Source organism: Bacteroidota bacterium (genome assembly GCA_013696965.1).
In the GTDB taxonomy this organism is placed as follows: Bacteria; Bacteroidota; Bacteroidia; order JACCXN01; family JACCXN01; genus JACCXN01.
In genome coordinates this window covers 1-19,243 of the sequence record JACCXN010000053.1, presented here as the reverse complement: position 1 = coordinate 19,243, position 19,243 = coordinate 1, and the positions used below count along the sequence as shown (strand labels likewise).

Below are 19,243 nucleotides of genomic sequence, written 5' to 3'. Positions count from 1 at the left end.
AAACAAATACCCGTTGGTTTGGTTTTCTTCCCCACATTACAACAGGAACGTTATTTTTGGTTAATGCAATTTTTGGTCTTGTAAAAGCATTCGGGGTAAATCTGTTTACCACAAGCGTGTCTGTCCAATTCAATGAAATTTGCGAGAATACCTGGAAAGGCAGAAGCAGAAAAAGGATGTAGAATTTTTTCATATGTATATAATTTGTTTTTTAATAGTCATATGGTATAGCCAGGTTATATTCATTGCTGTTTGTGCATGGTTTGTGCATGGCTATTTCATATGTGTATAATTTGTTTTTTAAGAGTCATCCCGATTTATCGGGATAACCATGTTATATTCATTAGCGTTTGTGAACGGTTCGTGCATGGCTATTTCATATGTATATAATTTGTTTTTTAACTGTCATCCCGATTTATCGGGATAACCATGTTATATTCATTAGTGTTTGCGCACGTTTGGTGCATGGCTATTTCATAAATTTAAAAGGTAATTGAAAATTTAAAAAAGCAATATGAGATTTTCTATTGTCAATATACAAACCTAAATAGTTATTTTTTTTAATACTCTTGAAATGTCTGCCTCTTTATGAATTTCAATTGCTTTCCCTGTTAAAAAATCAGCAAATTGTGATGCAAAATACGGAGCAATAATTACGCCTTTGGTTCCCATTCCATTAAACACAAGCAAACAATTATTTTTTGGATGGGCACCAATAAGAGGTCGTCTGTCTTCAACAGTTGGCCTAATTCCTGCACGATGATCTAAAATAGTATAAGGCACTTTTAAGAGTTTTTCCAGTTTTTCTTTTAATTCTGATTTGCCTTCTTGCGTAGGCTGTTCAGTAAATTCATTCCAATTGTATGTTGCGCCAACATGGTAAATACTTTTTTCTGCCGGGAGAATAAAAACACCTTTATTTATTACTTTTTCTGACTTCAGTTCATTTATTTCCACCTTAAGCAATTCTCCTTTGGTTAGTTTAAAGGGAAGCCAGCTGAAATACGGGTTATTAATTGCTTTGTGCCCTTCGCAGAATATTATTTTTTCGGCTTTAATGTTTTTCCATGTAATGCCATTATTTTCAAAAATAATATCCTTGTAATTCAATTTTTCATTTATAAGAAGATTTTCTTTTTTAAGATAATTATTAAAAGAAGAAAGAAGCAGGGGCAAATTTACATTTCCTGCATGACTTACTTCTCCAGTACCCCAAGGAGCATGAATTGAATTTTCCAATTCCTTATTGTGTTTAATGGCAGAAAGCATAAAATGATTTTCCAATCTTCGTTTTTCCCAAAGATTAAATTCATCATCAGAGGCAAAAACCTTAATGATGTTTTTTTGGAAATGAAATTTTACTTTTAATTTTTCTTCAAGGTGGGTATATGTTTCTATTGCAAAAGGAATAAGCTCATCAGCCATCCAACTTTTGGTAAATCGTTTAAAAACAACTGGATTGTATAAACCTGCAGCAACAAGGGAGGAAGAACTTTGATGATTATTATCTATTACAATAATTTTTTTATTCCGTTTAATAAGTTCCTCGGCCAATAAACTTCCTGCAATTCCTTGTCCAACAATAAGATAATCAACATCCATTTTTACAATATTAAATAAAGCAAAAGTAATTTTTATATTAGAATGATTCAGTAATTAAAAGAACAAAAATTTTTGGTTTACTATTCAGCTGAAACATGATTTATGGACAAAATAGGTTTAGATTAAATTAATGTTTATTTCGATTAACTTGATAAAATTACCTGGTATTTTTTTTAGATGATTCTGTTTTTGTTTTTTTTTAAAATATAATTAATTGATTAGCAGTCTCTTTTTTTATATTTTTCGACAAGTATCACTTTTTTTACGACAAACGAATAATAAAGGCTAAAATACTTGATGATTTATTATTTAAGGTCTACTTTTGTAGACTCTAAAATGTAAGACTTTTTTCAAAACCCGGAAAATTAACATGTCGATTATAAAAATAAAAGCAAGTAAAGGGAAAATAAATAAAGCAAATCAATTTACAATGGTCCATGAATTAAGGAATCCTTTAACCAATGTAATATTATCTTGTGATTATTTATTAGAAGAAATAAAAAACAAAAATCCCGATAAGGAAACCCTAAGCAAAAGTCTTGAAATAATAGCCAGAAATTGCAGCAGAATGAATCAACTTATTGTTGATTTTGTACAAAAAGGGCAGGAGTCCAAAAGCCTTGATAATTCAATTAATGGAATTTTAGAGGAGAGCCTTTTTCTTGCATCGGATCGGATCAATCTTAAAAAAGTTGCAATTGAGAAGTCGTTTTGTATTGACAAATCGGTTCCCTTATCACAGCATGATAATTTTCGCATAGCATTTCTTAATATTATTATCAATGCAGTTGAATCCATGGAAACAGGAAAAGGGATTCTTCAAATAACATCAAGCGAGGATAAACTTTCTTATTCTGTTAAAATTGCTGATAATGGATCAGGTATACGTGAGTGCGATAAAACAAAATTGTTTCAACCCTTTTTTACCAGGAAAATAGGGGGACTGGGTATAGGACTTGTAATAACCCGCAATTTGTTGTTAGAGGTGAATGTCTCATTGCATGTAAAAAGTAAGCTAGGACATGGTTCTGAATTTACCATTAGATTCAAAAAAAAGAATACAATATATTAATCAGGAACGGGTAGGAATGAATATCCTTTTTTTGAAAAATGTTCAAGTGTTTTTGGTAAAACACTTAATACGTTTTTTTTTGATTTTAAACTGTCATGAAAAACAATAATTGATCCATTACTTGCATGATTTGCAATGTTTTCATAACATTTCATTTCGGAATTTTGTTCGCTGTAATCGCCGCTTAAAACATCCCACATTACAATTTTAAAAAAAGGCCTTAGTAATTTTGCTTGCTTTGGAGTTATTTTTCCATAGGGAGGCCTGAATAGTTTTGAATTTACTACTAATGCACACTTTTGAATATTATTAATATAATTTTCTGATTTTGTTTTCCAACCATTCAAATGGTTATAGGAATGGTTTCCTGTTTTATGTCCCTCAATTAAAATTCTTTTATATAAGTCCGGATTTTTGTGCACGTTTTCTCCTACACAAAAAAAAGTTGCTTTGGCTTTATATTGTTTTAATATATCAAGTACAAAAGGGGTAACTTGAGGTTCAGGACCATCATCAAAAGTAAGATAAAGGCTTTTTTTTTCAGATGGTTCATACCTCCATATAAAACTGCTAAAAATTGCTTGCAGCAAATATGGAGGCTTGACCGGGAACATTATTGAGGAAAAAATTTACCCCTAATATCTTTAAAAAGCAAGCTTTTACCTGCTGGAATTAAGGAAAGCTGTGCTTGTAATTGTTCGGTAAGTTCTTCCTGTTCGTTGCTTGAGGCCATAAACATCACTTGCCTTAAAATCTGCATACCCTGTTCCATTTCTCTGTTAATGGTTTTTGCGTACCTGTCATCAAGGGAAGCATAATAATTCAAATCTTCGATATACAATTCACCTAATTGTTTAATCAATTCATTTGCTTTTTCTGTTGCTCCCGCTTTATAATATGTATCCGCAAAATACATAACAAAAAAGTTCAGCGGAACATTCTTGGCAGGCATTACTTCCATTGCTCTATCAAGCACCTCAATAGCCTTGTCTTTTTTTCCTTCTTTCAACAATGCATCAGCTAACCTATTGAAATTGTTGCGGAAGTTCATAGTCATTCTTATGTTGTTTTCATCCATCCATAAGTCTTTTGAATCCATTCCTCCCCATTTGAATTTATTCATCAGGTTTTCATACATTACTTCAGTATTTACTCTGCCAACCTGCCCATCTGTACTTACGTTTTTTATTGGAACTAGTCTATATGCTAGGCCTTCAAGTTGGAAATAATCCTGTAGGTTTAAATAACTGTCCGGCCCTGTGGTTATAGCAAAATAAATTGGCCTCTGCCAATTGTTGTTAGCCAACAGGTCAAGTACCATTAATTCATTTTTAAGTACATAGCTTTTATCCATTTGCCAATCAATAAATGGTAAAATTTTATCAGCCATATTAGCAGGAACAGTATTGTTTGTTATTACTGTGGTTGAATCAACAAGAAGCCTGAACTTATTTGTTGGTAAATAATCAAGCATTCTTCCGGTTTGCATCTGAACACGGGTTCTATTGTCATCGCTTCCTACAAAGTCCATTAACTCCTTAAGATTAACATGTCCTTGAATTCCCTTATCATAAAAAGGCACATAATCCCTGGTTCCTTGTCTGTATTTTTCTTCGGTTAATGAAAAAGGTATTGGTTCAGATTCGTATGCCTTTCTTTTTGCCTGATCAATATACCAATCAGTATTTAAAAGACTAAGATTTAATACCCTTACATCAGTTCTATAACCTTCTACTTCCTGCACATACCAAAGAGGAAATGTGTCATTATCACCATTGGTGAAAATTATTGCATTTGGCTCAACAGAATCAAGATAATTCATAGCAAAGTCCCTGGCAGTATACCTACCCGAACGATCATGATCATTCCAGCCCTCTTTGGCCATAATGCCTGGAACAAGGACTAAGCAAACTAATGATGTGAAAATAGCACTAAGTTTGCCAGGTAATTTTTTGTTTAAAAAATCAAATATGTAAAGGACTCCCAACCCAATCCAAATTGCAAAACCATAAAAAGAAGCAGCGTATGCATAATCCCTTTCCCTTGGTTGATATGGGGTTTGATTCAAATAAAGTACAATTGCAAATCCTGTGAAAAAGAAAAGCAGAAAAACAACCCAACCATCCTCAGGTGCTTTCTTAAATTGGAAAAATATACCCAACAAGCCAAGAATTAGTGGCAGGAAATAAAAATGATTCATTGCTTTATTTTTGGTCATACTTTGTGGTAATTTTTCTTGTGAGCCCAAGAAAATTGAATCGATAAAAGGAATTCCACTCATCCAGTTTCCTTCAATAATGTTTCCATTGTGATTTTGAATATCATTTTGTCTTCCAACAAAATTCCAGAAAAAGTAGCGCAGGTACATATGGCCTACTTGGTATCGGAAAAAGAATTTAAGGTTTTCTCCAAAAGTTGGTTTTTGAATTACTTCAGGTTCACCTTTTGCATTCAATGTTCTTACTGGCGTTCCTTTAACATCCCCCCAAGCCTTATAACCTGCAATATGGTTGCTTTGAGAACTGTACATCCTAGGAAAAACAGTTGAAAAGGCAGGATCGTAATTTGGGATTGAACTTTTCCTGTCATCAGTGATAATGTATTTTCCTTTTTCTTTATCCTCCTTATAAACAGGGTTCCCGTCACTATATGGATTTCTTTTGTCAAGCGGTGCATTGTAATATTGCCCTTTGGTAATAGGCCAGTCTCCGTACTGTTCCCTGTTAAGATAAGAAAGCAGGTTTATTGCATTTTCAGGATTGTTTTCATCAATAGGAGTGTTTGCATTGGATCGGATTACAAGCAGAAAAAAGGATGAATATCCAATTAAAATCATTGTAAAAGATAAAATGACGGTGTTCCAAATTGGCTTTTTCTTTTGTATTGTATAACGTAAACCCCAAACAATTGCTCCTATTAGTAAAATAAAATAGATTATAGTGCCGGAATGAAATGGTAAACCGGCAGAATTAATAAAAAACAATTCAAACTTAGCTGCAAGACTAACAACTCCAGGAATTATCCCAACTTGTACAATCCCAAGAATAACTATTGACAATATTCCGGTAATAATAAATCCTTTGCGGGTTGGTGCATAATTTTTGAAATAGTAAACAAAAACAATTGCAGGAATTGCAAGCAAATTCAAAAGGTGAACACCTATAGAAAGGCCAACGAGATAGGCAATTAAAATAATCCATTTAACAGAACGGTGGTTATCTGATTCTGATTCCCATTTAAGAATGGCCCAGAAAACTACTGCGGTGAAAAAAGAAGACATGGCATACACCTCGCCTTCAACTGCTGAAAACCAAAATGAATCTGAAAAGGTGTAGGCTAAACTACCAACAATTCCGCTTCCCATTATGGCATAAACATTAGCGCTGCTAGCTTCGCTGGTTTTGGACAACAGTTTTTTTGCAAGCATAGTAATTGTCCAGAAAAGGAAAAGAATTGTAAAGGAACTACTAAGAGCAGACATAGCATTAACCATCATTGCAGCTTTGTCAGGGGCCACCCACATGGAAAAAAATCTTCCTGCTAATTGAAAAAAAGGAGCTCCTGGAGGATGTCCTACCTGAAGCTTATATGCTGTTGAGATATATTCTCCTGCATCCCAAAAACTGGTGGTAGGCTCAATGGTTGCTAAATAAACAAAGGATGCTACCAAAAAAACGATCCAACCGGTGATGATGTTAATTCTATTGTAATTCATTTGAATGAATAAAAGTTAAATGAGGTGCGAAATTATAAAAATAAATTTAAGCTATTAAAGTTAATTAGTCTATAAAACGTAATTCTATAAATTTTAATACCTTTTTCTTATAAATTTGGTGGTTAATGTTTCCTTTATTACCTTTGCGCTCCAAAATTGCATAAAATGCAAGAAATTGTCCGATAGTGTAATTGGCAACACGTCTGGTTTTGGTCCAGAAGAGTCTAGGTTCGAGCCCTAGTCGGACAACCCAAGCCCCCTAATACGGGGCTTTTTTTATACCTAATATTTTACAAAAGTTCTTTGTTTGCTTGATCCTTTGTTTGCAGTATCTTACATTGCTGCTTTGTTCAAAATAGTATAAAATAGTATTAATAATTATAAGGATATTCAGCCACCTAATTATCCACCCAAAGGCACCACATAGCTTAAAATACACCTAAAAACCAGAAAGTGGCAAAGGCAATTGTAAGCTTAATGGAATTAGAAACAGGAAAAAAAGTTGAAGGAGAAAAATGAATTCCATTACGTTGAAGGGAGAAAAATGAATTCCATTACAAGGTTATATTTTATAAGTAATTCTCCTCTGGTTTATTGTTTCAAAACTCATCCAAACAATAATTGAATAGGAACAATTGATTTAAGTTCCTGGATTTAGGTATTATTCTAAAAAAAGAATTGCGGCAAGAACAGATTTTTGCCGATATTTGTATTTTTACAGTCATTTTGTAATAAAGGTTATTCAAATAATGTCAGAAAGCAAGCAGGAAAACCGGAATAGGTTAATTAGCAGGTTGAAAAACAAATACAGGCTGGTGCTGCTTAACGATGACAGTTTCGAAGAAAAAATATCTCTTAGGCTTTCTCCATTAAATGTTTTTATACTTTCGGGTACCATCCTAATTGTTTTAATAACCATTGTAATTAGTTTTATTGCATTTACCCCAATACGGGAGTTTATTCCTGGCTATGCAGATGTGAATTTAAGGAGAAGCGCTTTACAAGCAGTACTTAAGGCCGATTCACTTGAGCAGGAAATAAAAATGAAAAATTATTATTTAAATTCACTAGCAAATGTACTTGAGGGGAAAATACCGGTTGATGAAATCACAGGAATGCCCGATTCTACAAAAAATTACGATAATATCATTCTTGTAAAGTCCAAAGAGGACTCTTTATTAAGAGACCAGATAGAATCCCAGGATTTATACAGTTTGACTTCAAAAGAGGAAAGAAACCAAAAGAAAAGTATTAGCAGCTTTTTTTTCTTTACCCCAATAAATGGTACTGTTACCGCATCATTTAATGTTTTTGAAGGCCATTATGGAACTGATATAGCAGCTGCAGAGAATGAAGTGGTTAAAGCTACGCTCAATGGTACAGTTGTGTTTTCATCATGGACAACTGAATATGGAAATGTTATTCAAATCCAACATGAGGATAATATGCTTTCTGTATACAAGCACAATTCAGTAGTATTGAAAAAGACAGGAAATTATGTTAAGGCAGGGGAGGCAATAGCCATTATTGGCAATTCTGGTGATTTAACTTCCGGGCCCCACCTTCATTTTGAATTATGGTATAATGGGATTGCAATTAATCCTCAGGATTATATAATTTTTTAATATGGGATTAAAAGCATCTTTAAGTAAAATATTTGCCAGATACATTGCAGCTGAAATTAATAAGTGGAGCAAAGAACCTTTAAAAGCACAGGAAAATGTTTTTATATCCTTATTGGATGGGGCAAAAAAAACAGCTTTTGGGAAGGACCATAATTTCTGCGAAATTAAATCCTATGCTGATTTCAAAAAATATGTTCCTATAAGAGATTATGAAGGACATCGGGTTTATATTGATAGAATTATTGCCGGAGAAAACGATGTTTTATGGAAAGGAAAACCTATATATTTTTGCAAAACTTCTGGTACCACTTCTGGAGTTAAATACATTCCTATAACCAAACAATCCATTTCTAATCATATAAATACAGCTCGAAATGCAATACTTTCCTATATTGCAGAAACTGGAAAAACTGATTTTGTTGAAGGGAAAATGATTTTTTTATCTGGTAGCCCTGTTTTAACTAAAATAGGAGGTATTAACCTCGGAAGGCTTTCAGGAATTGTAAATCATCATGTGCCAGGATATTTACGCAAGAATCAGGTACCTTCTTATGAAACCAATTGCATTGAGGATTGGGAACATAAGGTAGATGTAATTGCCAATGAAACATTGCATGAAAAAATGACCCTTATTAGTGGTATTCCCTCTTGGGTGCAAATGTATTTTGATAAAATAATTGAGAAATCAGGAAAAAAGAATATTGCTGCTGTTTTTCCAAAATTTTCCCTGTTTATTTATGGGGGAGTTAACTTTGAGCCCTACCGGTCAAAGTTTGAAAATACTATAGGAAAGAAGATCGATTCCATTGAAACTTACCCAGCCTCAGAAGGCTTTATTGCATTTCAGGATTCACAAAAAGAGCCGGGATTGCTGCTGAATGTAAATGCAGGTATATTTTTTGAATTTATTCCTACAGATGAATTTTTTAATGAAAATCCTACCCGTATTGCTTTAAAAGAAGTGAAAGCTGGAATTAATTATGTGATAATTTTAAATACAAACGCTGGGCTTTGGGGATACAACATTGGAGATACTGTTAAGTTTGTTTCAGTTAAACCTTACCGTTTAATTGTTACAGGCCGCATAAAACATTTTACATCTGCTTTTGGAGAACATGTAATAGCTGAGGAAGTGGATAAAGCAATTGCATTAGCCTCTTTTGAGTATGGGGCCGAAGTAGTTGAATATACAGTTGCTCCGCAAGTTGCACCCTTGAATGGTTTGCCTTATCATGAATGGTTTATTGAGTTTTCAAAAACTCCTGTTGATATGGAAGCCTTTAGAATGAAGCTCGATAAAGAGATGCAGGATTTAAATATTTATTACCGTGATTTGATTAAGGGCAACATATTGCAAACACTCATTATTAAACCTGTTCAAAAAGATGGCTTTATAAATTACATGAAATCTCAGGGTAAATTGGGCGGACAGAACAAAGTTCCAAGATTATCAAATGACAGAATTTTTGCAGATGAATTGAACAAATACATTTAACTTGCGAAATATTTTAAGCAAAACAAAATAATAACTTTTTTCATCTTTGATAATTATCTTTCAAACAGAAAAGAATAAATTTTATAAAAAAATTGAGTAAAGAAAAAAAGCATATTGCCATTCTAGGCTCAACAGGATCCATAGGCACACAGGCTCTGGAAGTAATTAAAGAGCATAGAGATGTATTTGAATTGGAGGTAATTACTGCCAATTTTAATGCTGATTTATTGATTAAGCAGGCAATTGAGTTTAAACCCAATGCCGTTGTAATTGCTGATGAAACAAAATACGAATATATAGCCTCGGTTTTACAGCCCCTTGATATTAAAGTCTATGCTGGTATTGAATCTGTTTGCCAGGTGGTTGAAATGGAGGAGATAGACATTGTGCTTACCGCTCTTGTTGGGTATGCTGGTTTAAAACCAACTTTGAATGCAATTAGAGCTGGAAAGCAAATTGCCTTGGCAAATAAAGAAACCCTGGTTGTTGCAGGGGAACTGGTCACCTCCGAGGCAAGGGGAAAAGGAGTTAATATTTACCCTGTTGATTCGGAGCATTCTGCAATTTTCCAGTGCCTTGTTGGTGAATTTCACAATCCAATTGAAAAAATTTATTTAACAGCATCAGGAGGGCCATTCAGAGGCAAGAATGCAGAATACTTAAAAACAGTAACCAAATTACAAGCCCTTAAGCACCCCAATTGGGAAATGGGTGCTAAAATAACCATAGATTCTGCCACTTTAATGAATAAAGGACTTGAGGTTATAGAGGCCAAATGGTTATTTAATTTAAAACCAAATCAAATTGATGTAATTGTTCATCCTCAATCAATAATACATTCCATTGTGCAGTTTGAAGATGGGTCGATGAAAGCACAGATGGGGCTTCCAAATATGAAATTACCCATCCAATATGCACTTTCATATCCGAATAGATTAAAATCAAATATAAAACGTTTTAATTTTTTGGATTATCCTGAACTTACTTTTGAACAACCTGATAAAAAAACTTTTCGTAACCTTGCACTCGCTTTTGAAGCATTAAATGCCGGTGGAAATATGCCATGTGTAATTAATGCTGCCAATGAAGTAATGGTTGATGCCTTTCTGCAGGAGAAAGTAGCGTTTTTTAAAATGCCAGAACTCATTGAAAAATGCATGCAAAAAATAAATTTTATAAGTAAGCCAGTTTATGATGATTATGTTCAAACTGACATTGAAACAAGGAAAGTAGCAAAGGATTTATTAAATAATTAATATAAAAGACATTAAATTTTACAAATAATGGACGGACTTATACAAGCAGCGCAACTCATCTTAAGCTTATCAATTCTCATTGTTCTTCATGAGTTGGGACATTTTATACCGGCAAAACTTTTTAAAACCAGAGTTGAAAAATTTTACCTGTTTTTTGATCCTTGGTTTTCGATCTTTAAATTTAAAAAAGGGGATACCGAATATGGAATGGGTTGGCTTCCCCTTGGCGGATATGTTAAAATATCCGGAATGATTGATGAATCAATGGACAAGGAGCAACTTGCTCAAGAGCCTCAACCCTGGGAGTTCCGGTCAAAGCCTGCGTGGCAACGATTAATTATAATGATAGGAGGAGTTACAGTGAATTTTTTACTGGCAATTTTTATTTATATCATGATGTTGTTTATTATAGGCGAGGAATATTTGCCAGCTGAAAATGTTACTTATGGAATTCATGCTGACTCCCTTGCAATGGAAATGGGACTTGAGCATGGAGATAATATCCTTGCTGTAGATGGCAAACAGGTAGAAGATTTTCAGCGAATCCTGCCGGAAATAATTATTAATGAGGCAAAATCACTTACAATCCAAAGAAATGGAGAGGTTATGGAATTGGAGATCCCAGGTGAAGTGTTTAAAAAATTAGTAAGTACAAAAGCAACTTTCATAACCCCGAGAATTCCTTACGTTGTACAGATGGTAGCTGAAAACTCCGTTGCAGAGGAATCAGGCATAAAAGAGGGTGACAGGTTTGTTGCTTTAAATGGCCAGGAAACTGAATATTTCCAGGAATTTAGAGAGCAAATGAGTAAACATAAAGGAGAAAAAATTACGGTAACAGTAATAAGAGATAACGCTAAGGAAGATATTGAGGTCCAATTAACAGAAACTGGATTATTGGGCATACAGGTAGAAAGTGACATTGCTGATTTTTTTGAAGTAAAAAAGATAAATTACAATCTTGCTTCTGCCATTCCAGCCGGAGTGAATAAAGCTTTCACAACTTTTGAAGATTATATCAGATCTATGAAACTTCTTTTTTCGCCAAATGTAAATGCTTCTGAGAGTGTTGGAGGGTTCATAACCATAGGGAAAGCATTTAGTCCCCAATGGGATTGGGTAAGGTTTTGGAGCTTTACTGCTTTTTTGTCAATCATTCTTGCTATTATGAACATTCTGCCAATTCCCGCTCTGGATGGAGGCCATGTAATGTTTTTGCTTTATGAGGTTGTTACAGGACGTAAACCGAATGAGAAATTTCTTGAATATGCTCAATATGCAGGAATGATTCTATTGCTCTCTTTGCTGCTTTTTGCAAATGGAAATGATATTCTAAAATTGTTTAAATAATGAAGGAAATAAAAATTCTTCTTGTTTTAAGTTTTCTGGTTTTTACAGCACAATTATTTGCTCAGGATTTAACAATTGGAGGAAAAGAAAAAACTCAAAAGAATTCGACAGATTCTGTTGTTAAAAACAAAGTAATGATCATTCCTTTTGAAGAAAGAATGTATTTTTCGGAATTTGACAAAGAAATTTCAGAAGCAGATAATTTAAGCTTTCAGCAAATAAGGGATAAATTCAGAAATGGTGTTGACACTGCACTTTACCTGAACTTTTTACCCATTTGTAATGTGCTCAGTATGCTTAGAAAAGGCTCTGAATATGAAAATGACATTGACCTTATTTATGCAGGAATTGGTTACAGTTATGAAGTTTTACCTGTTGATGAAAGCTCAACTCAAACAAAGGTACAAAACAGGAATTCGACTAAAAAGATTCAGTCAGTTAATGAAAAGGGCAAAATATCCAAAGGCCAGCTTTTGGATAATCAGGATAATCAGGAGAAGTTTATGGCAACAACCATTACAAATGAAAATTTACTGAATTATTTGAATAAAAAATATGATGTAGAATATTTTGTTTTTGTAAATCAATTGGATGTAAAAAGAAAATCAGGAACCACAGTATATGAGATACAGGACAACGAATACATTAAGGAGGTAAGAATTCATTATACTATATTGGATTACCAGGGCAAAAGGTTAGCTGCCGGGATTTCTTCTTCAGAGGTTCCCTCAAAAGATCGATCCTTTTATTCTTATTTTCAAAAAGGAATTAAGCCAGGAACTTCTCAAATAGCCAAAATATTCTCCCTGGAATAATTTTACTGGAATTTTTTACTAAACCGTTACTGATTTTTTTAATTTTGAATAAATTTTTTTAGACATGGAACAACAATTATTGAAAGATGAATTTGGCATTGCCGAAGCACTTAAAACTCTAGGTATAGAACCAACAAACACCGGAGTTTCAACCGGAACAATATGGCATAAAGCAAATGGTGAATTTATACACTCTTATTCACCTGTTGATGGAACATTGGTTGGCAAGGTTGAATCTGCTAATGCAGATAATTACGAGCAAGTTTTACAAACTGCAACACAAGCCTTTAAAATATGGAGAATGGTGCCTGCTCCAAAAAGAGGAGAGATCGTGCGTCAAATAGGAGATGAACTCAGAAAATATAAAACTCCTTTAGGAAAACTTGTGTCTCATGAAATGGGCAAAAGCTTACAGGAAGGATATGGGGAAGTGCAGGAAATGATAGATATTTGTGATTTTGCCGTTGGCCTTTCACGTCAGTTATATGGTTTAACGATTCATTCTGAGCGTCCAAAGCACAGAATGTATGAACAATATCACCCATTGGGGATTGTAGGAATTATTTCTGCATTTAATTTTCCGGTTGCGGTTTGGGCTTGGAATACAATGCTTGCCTGGGTTTGTGGTGATGTATGTGTGTGGAAACCTTCTGAAAAAACACCTTTATGTTCCATTGCCTGTCAGAATATTATTGCAGAAGTTTTCAAAAGAAATAATGTTCCGGAAGGAGTTTCATGCTTAATAGTAGGAGATGCTAAAATAGGTGAATTATTAAGTAATGATCCTCGTGTTGCACTTGTTTCAGCTACAGGATCAACACGAATGGGCAAAGCAGTTGCACAGGCAGTTGCACAAAGACTTGGACGATCTCTATTGGAATTAGGAGGTAACAATGCGGTAATTATTACTCCAAATGCGGATTTGGATATTTCTCTTGTAGGAGTAGTTTTTGGCGCAGTTGGTACTGCAGGGCAAAGATGCACAACAACAAGAAGGCTTATAATTCATGAAAGCATTTATGAATTGCTTAAATTAAAATTAGAAAAAGTATATACTCAATTGAGAATAGGCAATCCTTTGGATGAGAAAAATCATGTAGGTCCATTAATTGATACGGATGCTGTTAACAATTATTTGGCTTCTATTGAAAAAATTAAGCAGCAGGGAGGAAAAATGGTTGTAGATGGAGGCGTTATTCAAGGAGAAGGATATGAATCCGGATGCTATGTGAAACCTTGTATTGCTGAGGTTGAAAACCATTACGCTATTGTTCAGCATGAAACCTTTGCACCCATTCTTTATTTGATGAAATATTCCACTTTGGAAGAAGCAATTGCTCTTCAAAATGATGTTCCACAGGGATTGTCATCAGCAATTATGACCAAGGATATTAGAGAGGCAGAAATGTTCCTTTCTCAACAAGGTTCTGATTGTGGAATTGCCAATGTTAATATTGGAACTTCAGGTGCTGAAATTGGCGGAGCTTTTGGGGGAGAAAAAGAAACAGGGGGAGGCAGGGAATCCGGGTCTGATTCATGGAAAATATACATGAGAAGACAAACCAATACCATTAATTATGGTGATGATTTACCCCTTGCTCAGGGAATTAAATTCGGCCTTTAACAATGTTTTACAATCCCCACTTTTCATGTGGGGATTTTTATTTTAATCCTTTGTGAAAAATATTTTTTTTGTTGTTTTTATTGTTTTTCTGTTTTCATGCTGTGATTTTTTGGAAATTGCTCCAAAGGTGGATCAAAAGCATTTTGATATTCCAGGATTTTTTATTGAGGAATTAAAAAGATTAAATGAAACAGAAAATCCAATAATAAAAGAAATAAGTAAAGACGAAGAAAGAGAAGATAAAATAATTAAAACTCCTGATTGGCAAAAGGAACTAGCTGCATTTATTGATGTTGACATTAACAAACCTGCATTAATTAATTCGTTTACCGTTGATACAATTGTTGTTTCAGGTGATTCATATGAAATTTATTATAATTCAATAGAAGAATCTTCCACAATTCGTAATATATCACTCTTGTATGAAAATAATTCTTGTACTTTTGTCAAGATTGAGAAAAACAATACTAACGCCTTATTTAGTTCTAAACAGTACATGCAATACACTAAAAAATCAGGATATAGCATTCTTGGAGAACTAAGCATTAGATTTATATATAAGACAAATTACCATGTTAATGCAAAATTTTTATAATATGATTCAGATAGGTAGAAATAAAGCCCTTTTATTTTCATTCTCTTTAGTTTTTATTTTTTCCTGCAATTTGGATAAACAAACCGAAACTGCACATGGCATTGCTTTAGGTAAATGGAGAGGAGTTTTGGAATTAAGTAATAATTCATTGCCATTTTTGTTCGAAGTAAAAGACACAGTAGGGAGTTACCAGTTTGAAATATCAAATGGAGATGAAAGGATTTTTGTAGACGAGATTATTTTAAAAGGGGATTCTTTTTTTATAAAACTCCCAGTTTTTGATTCAGAGATTAGAGGCAAAACAACTGGAGATGAATTAATAGGTAATTGGTATAATAATGCAAGGACAGAAAACAATGTGATTCCTTTTAAGGCAAATCACGCTGTAATTAAACGGTTTGAAGCTAAGAATAAACCAAACCACAACATAACAGGAAGATGGGAAATAGGATTTTACAATCCTTCAGAAAGTGGCGATTTTATGGTTCATAAAGCAATTGGTGAATTCATGCAAAAGGATGAAATTGTAACAGGAACAATTATTACCCCAACAGGAGATTACAGGTATCTGGAGGGCATTGTAGATGGTGATGAAGTTGTGTTTTCGAGTTTTAATGGAGCTCATGCATTTTTGTTTAAAGCAAAAATTGAAAACAATCGACTGGAAGGAGATTTTTGGTCAGGGTTGCATTGGAGTGAAAAATGGTTGGCTGAACCAAATGATAATTTCACCCTTCCTGATGCAGATTCTCTTACTTTTTTAAATAATGGCTTTACTGAAATTGATTTTTCTTTCCCTAATTTATCTGGTAAACAAACATCTTTTAAAGATAATAAATACAACAATAAAGTTGTAATTGTTCAAATTATGGGATCCTGGTGTCCAAATTGCCTTGATGAAACAGCCTTTTTGAATCAGTTATACAAAGAATACAATAATAAAGGGCTTGAAATTATTGCACTTGCATATGAAACTTCATCTGATTTTAACAAGGCAAAAACAAATGTTGAACGATTAGTAAAAAAAGCAAATGCACAATATGATTTTTTAATAGCTGGAACATCCAGTAAAAAAGCTGCATCACAGACATTGCCTTTTTTAAATCATGTAATGGCCTTTCCTACTACTATTTTTGTGGATAAAAAAGGAAATGTAAGAAAAATTCACACGGGCTTTACTGGCCCTGGAACAGGGAATTATTACAATAAATATGTTGAACAAACTACATTCTTTGTAGATAAACTGCTTTCAGAATAAGCATTTTTTTTCATTCTTATGATTATTTCTTCCAGTTATTAGCTACGTACTCCTTGCTAGAAAGGAATAGTGCTAATTTATTCCCATAAATTATTTTTAAAAAAAAGCACATTTCCTTTTAAATTCACTTAATATTATTGTATTATTGCGTATTAATAAATTTACTAACAATAAAAAAGCAATAAATATGAAAAAACAACTACTTAGTCTGTTTGCATTGATGGCTTTAGGAACGAGCGCTTTTTCCCAAAATCGCACAGCTCCTACAACATTAACCTTGCAAGACAATCTAGAAAAAAATTATTCTGGAATTACAACACTAAATGAAAAAGCATCAAGATCAGTTGCATGTCCAAATGATACTGTATGGTATGGTTATCAAAAGAACATAGGAAATACAGTTGGAGGATTTTTATATACTGATGGTGGTACATGGTCCACTGCTGGTCAGTATTTTGATGCACCTCAGCCAATTACTGTGCATGGTTTTTCTTTTTTCGGAAGAACAACTGGAGCAGGAACAACTACTGTTATAGAAGCCAGAATCTATTTAGCTGGTGCTGATAGTCTTCCTACGGGAGCTGCATTAGCTTCCTCACTTGTTACAATTGACTATCAAACAACGCTTGCAGGTATGCAAAGAAATGTAAATTTCGCTGTACCGGTTGTTGCTAATTCTGCCTATGTTTTAGCAATTCGTAACACCTTAAGTACTCAAGCAGCCTTTTATAACAGCTATTGGAATGCTGCAGGTGATACTTTGAGTGGTAGAGGTGAAGAGTTAAATTTAATATATAGTGCAACATACGGTTGGGAAAAAGTAAAAGAATGGAATTCTCCAACTGCTAATCGTGATTTCGATCATTTAATTCAGCCTGTTGTTAGTTATAATTTAACTTCAAATTTCACATCCAGTCCATCACAAATTTGTTCTGGAACCAACGTTAATTTTGTTAATACTTCTTCTTCTGTTTTGAATAACAAAATGTACAATCTTGTTGTATTCTTAAATAAATTTTCTAACGGAACTTATACTTATTATGAGTGGGATTTGGGTACTGGTGAACCGGCTATTGAAAACACCGGTGCTGCAGTTAACTATGCATTTTCAACATCTGGGTCATATGATGTTTCCTTATTTAGTGTATTATACAGATGGGGAACAGGTTGGTGCTTTGATGAAAAAATATCAACGATAACAGTTGCACCAGCTGTAATACCAGCTGTTAACATCGCTTTAACTAGTGGAACTAATCCTTCCTGCGTAAGTGATGCAGTAATGTTTTCTGCAACTCCTACTTCAGGAGGAACTGCTCCAACATATGAATGGTTTGTTGGATCAACTTCTACTTCTTCAGGAAGCACTTTCTCTTCTTCTGCTTTAAATAATGGAGATGTGATTACTTGTGTAATGACTTCTAATGCTACAGGTTGTTTAAGCAATCCAACTGCAACTTCCAATGCTGTAACTATGGTAGTAAACAATAGTGTTACACCATCTGTAAGCATTTCTTTAACAAATGGAAGTAATCCTACCTGCCCTGGTGGCGAAATAACATATACTGCATCTCCTTTAAGCGGAGGTTCAGCTCCTACTTATACTTGGTTTATTGGAGGGGTTTCTGTTGGTACTGGCAATACTTTTACCTCTGATTCTTTTACTGATCAGGATGAGCTGTCTGTAGTTTTGACATCAAATGCAAATTGCACAACTTCTTCAACTGCAACTTCTGCACCAGCGATAATTACTGTTGATGCTGGAATGACAGTTGAACCAGTTGTAACTATTTCTGGCAACAATACTATTTGCTCTGGAGCATCAGTTACTTTTAACGCAACCCAAAGCAATGGCGGAAATTCTCCTACTTATGAATGGTTTGTAGATGGGGTTTCAGTTGGAACTGGTAATGCTTATACTTCTTCAGCATTTACTAATGGAAATGTTCTTTCTGTTGAATTGGAATCAAGCTTAGCATGTGCTTCTCCAAGTAGTGCAATGGATGATGTTACAATAGCAGTAAATGCTGCAGCTGTTGCTTCATTTACTCAAGTTAATGTAAGTGGTGTTGCAGTTGATTTTGATGCATCGGCTTCTACAGGAACAGGATCATTGAGTTATTCATGGAATTTTGGTGATGGTTCACCAGCAGGTTCTGGGGTTACAACATCTCATACCTATACTGTAAATGGAACCTATACAGTTACACTTACTGTTACTGATGGTTGTGGTTCTGTGTCTCAATTTGAAACTGTAACAATTGTGGCTGTTTCTATTAACAAGCAAACTATAAATAGTGTAATTTCTATTTATCCTAATCCATCCAATGGTATCTTTAATGTAAGTACTTCAGAAAATGCTACTGTTGTTGTTTACAATGCTATTGGTTCTGTAATTAGTGCAACAAATACAAGAAACAATAAATTATCTTTTGACCTTTCAAATGAGGCAAAGGGTGTTTATTTTGTTAAAGTAGTAACTGCCACTGGTACAGTAGTTGAAAAGGTATATATTACTAACTAAGCGATTAATTTTTCTATAAAAAAAGCGCCTCAATTCTTTGAGGCGCTTTTTTTATGAAAATTTTATTCCCCCTTTTTGATTAACATCAATTTTTAATATTTATCCGATTAACTTCTTTAGCTGTTTTGTTAATTCGTTGCTCGAATTCAGCATTAGGTGAATTTATTAGAGGGTTAATTCTGGAATTATTAGAAACTGTTTTGAATTTAATTTTTAATTCTATTAAGCATTAGTCGAATCATTGCTAATTGTATCATAGTTTCACTTGTATCAGTATGATATTCAAAATCTTTACTTAACCTTCTGTAACTTTCA

14 protein-coding genes and 1 tRNA gene are annotated in these 19,243 nt (G+C 33.8%); 11 read left to right on the top strand and 4 right to left on the bottom strand.

Annotated elements, in window-relative coordinates:
- Both H0V01_07895 and H0V01_07890 read right to left on the bottom strand, forming a co-directional pair.
- A partial coding sequence (locus tag H0V01_07895; protein ID MBA2583291.1) for a hypothetical protein occupies positions 1–193 on the bottom strand: 193 nt, incomplete at its 3' end.
- Positions 194–543: 350 nt separating this feature from the next.
- Positions 544–1,602, bottom strand: a complete 1,059-nt coding sequence (locus H0V01_07890; GenBank protein MBA2583290.1) for an FAD-binding oxidoreductase — start codon at positions 1,600–1,602, stop codon at positions 544–546.
- Between the two features lie 370 nt (positions 1,603–1,972).
- Between H0V01_07890 and H0V01_07885 the strand changes: the two genes are divergently transcribed.
- On the top strand, positions 1,973–2,674 hold the full coding sequence (locus tag H0V01_07885; protein MBA2583289.1) for a HAMP domain-containing histidine kinase: 702 nt from the start codon (positions 1,973–1,975) through the stop codon (positions 2,672–2,674).
- On the opposite strand, the gene H0V01_07880 is transcribed toward H0V01_07885, so the two are convergent.
- Together H0V01_07880 and H0V01_07875 are read right to left on the bottom strand one after the other, a co-directional pair.
- The gene (locus tag H0V01_07880; GenBank protein MBA2583288.1) at positions 2,671–3,288 is read right to left on the bottom strand and encodes a polysaccharide deacetylase family protein; all 618 of its coding nucleotides are present in this window, start codon (positions 3,286–3,288) and stop codon (positions 2,671–2,673) included. The genes H0V01_07885 and H0V01_07880 overlap by 4 nt on opposite strands.
- Entirely contained in the window at positions 3,288–6,395 is a 3,108-nt protein-coding gene (locus H0V01_07875) for a DUF2723 domain-containing protein (GenBank protein MBA2583287.1), read from the bottom strand. The genes H0V01_07880 and H0V01_07875 overlap by 1 nt, the downstream gene beginning before the upstream one ends.
- A 170-nt stretch (positions 6,396–6,565) precedes the next feature.
- Between H0V01_07875 and H0V01_07870 the strand changes: the two genes are divergently transcribed.
- The 10 genes from H0V01_07870 to H0V01_07825 all read left to right on the top strand — a co-directional run bounded on the left by H0V01_07870 (position 6,566) and on the right by H0V01_07825 (position 18,928).
- Positions 6,566–6,638, top strand: a tRNA-Gln gene (locus tag H0V01_07870).
- A 500-nt stretch (positions 6,639–7,138) separates the two neighbouring features.
- On the top strand, positions 7,139–8,014 hold the full coding sequence (locus H0V01_07865) for a M23 family metallopeptidase (GenBank protein MBA2583286.1): 876 nt from the start codon (positions 7,139–7,141) through the stop codon (positions 8,012–8,014).
- A gap of 1 nt (position 8,015) precedes the next feature.
- Positions 8,016–9,509: a GH3 auxin-responsive promoter family protein gene (locus H0V01_07860; GenBank protein MBA2583285.1), complete on the top strand. Its 1,494-nt coding sequence runs from the start codon at positions 8,016–8,018 to the stop codon at positions 9,507–9,509.
- Between the two features lie 92 nt (positions 9,510–9,601).
- Complete coding sequence (locus H0V01_07855) at positions 9,602–10,765, top strand: 1-deoxy-D-xylulose-5-phosphate reductoisomerase (GenBank protein MBA2583284.1); 1,164 nt, start codon at positions 9,602–9,604, stop codon at positions 10,763–10,765.
- Positions 10,766–10,792: 27 nt separating this feature from the next.
- Entirely contained in the window at positions 10,793–12,115 is a 1,323-nt protein-coding gene (gene rseP, locus H0V01_07850; GenBank protein MBA2583283.1) for an RIP metalloprotease RseP, read from the top strand.
- Positions 12,115–12,930 carry a hypothetical protein gene (locus tag H0V01_07845; GenBank protein MBA2583282.1) on the top strand — a complete coding sequence of 272 codons (816 nt, stop codon included), beginning with the start codon at positions 12,115–12,117 and terminating at the stop codon, positions 12,928–12,930. Before rseP ends, H0V01_07845 begins: the two co-directional genes overlap by 1 nt.
- A 64-nt stretch (positions 12,931–12,994) precedes the next feature.
- On the top strand, positions 12,995–14,554 hold the full coding sequence (locus H0V01_07840) for an aldehyde dehydrogenase family protein (GenBank protein MBA2583281.1): 1,560 nt from the start codon (positions 12,995–12,997) through the stop codon (positions 14,552–14,554).
- Positions 14,555–14,606: 52 nt separating this feature from the next.
- Positions 14,607–15,149, top strand: coding sequence for a hypothetical protein (locus H0V01_07835; GenBank protein ID MBA2583280.1), 543 nt, complete (start codon positions 14,607–14,609; stop codon positions 15,147–15,149).
- Position 15,150: 1 nt separating this feature from the next.
- Positions 15,151–16,407 carry a TlpA family protein disulfide reductase gene (locus H0V01_07830; protein MBA2583279.1) on the top strand — a complete coding sequence of 419 codons (1,257 nt, stop codon included), beginning with the start codon at positions 15,151–15,153 and terminating at the stop codon, positions 16,405–16,407.
- Positions 16,408–16,594: 187 nt separating this feature from the next.
- Complete coding sequence (locus H0V01_07825) at positions 16,595–18,928, top strand: PKD domain-containing protein (GenBank protein ID MBA2583278.1); 2,334 nt, start codon at positions 16,595–16,597, stop codon at positions 18,926–18,928.
- Positions 18,929–19,243: the final 315 nt, after the last annotated feature.

What these genes read in the sequence shown, in the direction of transcription:
- H0V01_07890 (MBA2583290.1), bottom strand. Translation starts at nt 1,602, where the DNA reads ATGGATGTTGATTATCTTATTGTTGGACAAGGAATTGCAGGAAGTTTA.
- H0V01_07885 (MBA2583289.1), top strand. Translation starts at nt 1,973, where the DNA reads ATGTCGATTATAAAAATAAAAGCAAGTAAAGGGAAAATAAATAAAGCA.
- H0V01_07880 (MBA2583288.1), bottom strand. Translation starts at nt 3,288, where the DNA reads ATGTTCCCGGTCAAGCCTCCATATTTGCTGCAAGCAATTTTTAGCAGT.
- H0V01_07865 (MBA2583286.1), top strand. Translation starts at nt 7,139, where the DNA reads ATGTCAGAAAGCAAGCAGGAAAACCGGAATAGGTTAATTAGCAGGTTG.
- H0V01_07860 (MBA2583285.1), top strand. Translation starts at nt 8,016, where the DNA reads ATGGGATTAAAAGCATCTTTAAGTAAAATATTTGCCAGATACATTGCA.
- rseP (MBA2583283.1), top strand. Translation starts at nt 10,793, where the DNA reads ATGGACGGACTTATACAAGCAGCGCAACTCATCTTAAGCTTATCAATT.
- H0V01_07845 (MBA2583282.1), top strand. Translation starts at nt 12,115, where the DNA reads ATGAAGGAAATAAAAATTCTTCTTGTTTTAAGTTTTCTGGTTTTTACA.
- H0V01_07840 (MBA2583281.1), top strand. Translation starts at nt 12,995, where the DNA reads ATGGAACAACAATTATTGAAAGATGAATTTGGCATTGCCGAAGCACTT.
- H0V01_07830 (MBA2583279.1), top strand. Translation starts at nt 15,151, where the DNA reads ATGATTCAGATAGGTAGAAATAAAGCCCTTTTATTTTCATTCTCTTTA.
- H0V01_07825 (MBA2583278.1), top strand. Translation starts at nt 16,595, where the DNA reads ATGAAAAAACAACTACTTAGTCTGTTTGCATTGATGGCTTTAGGAACG.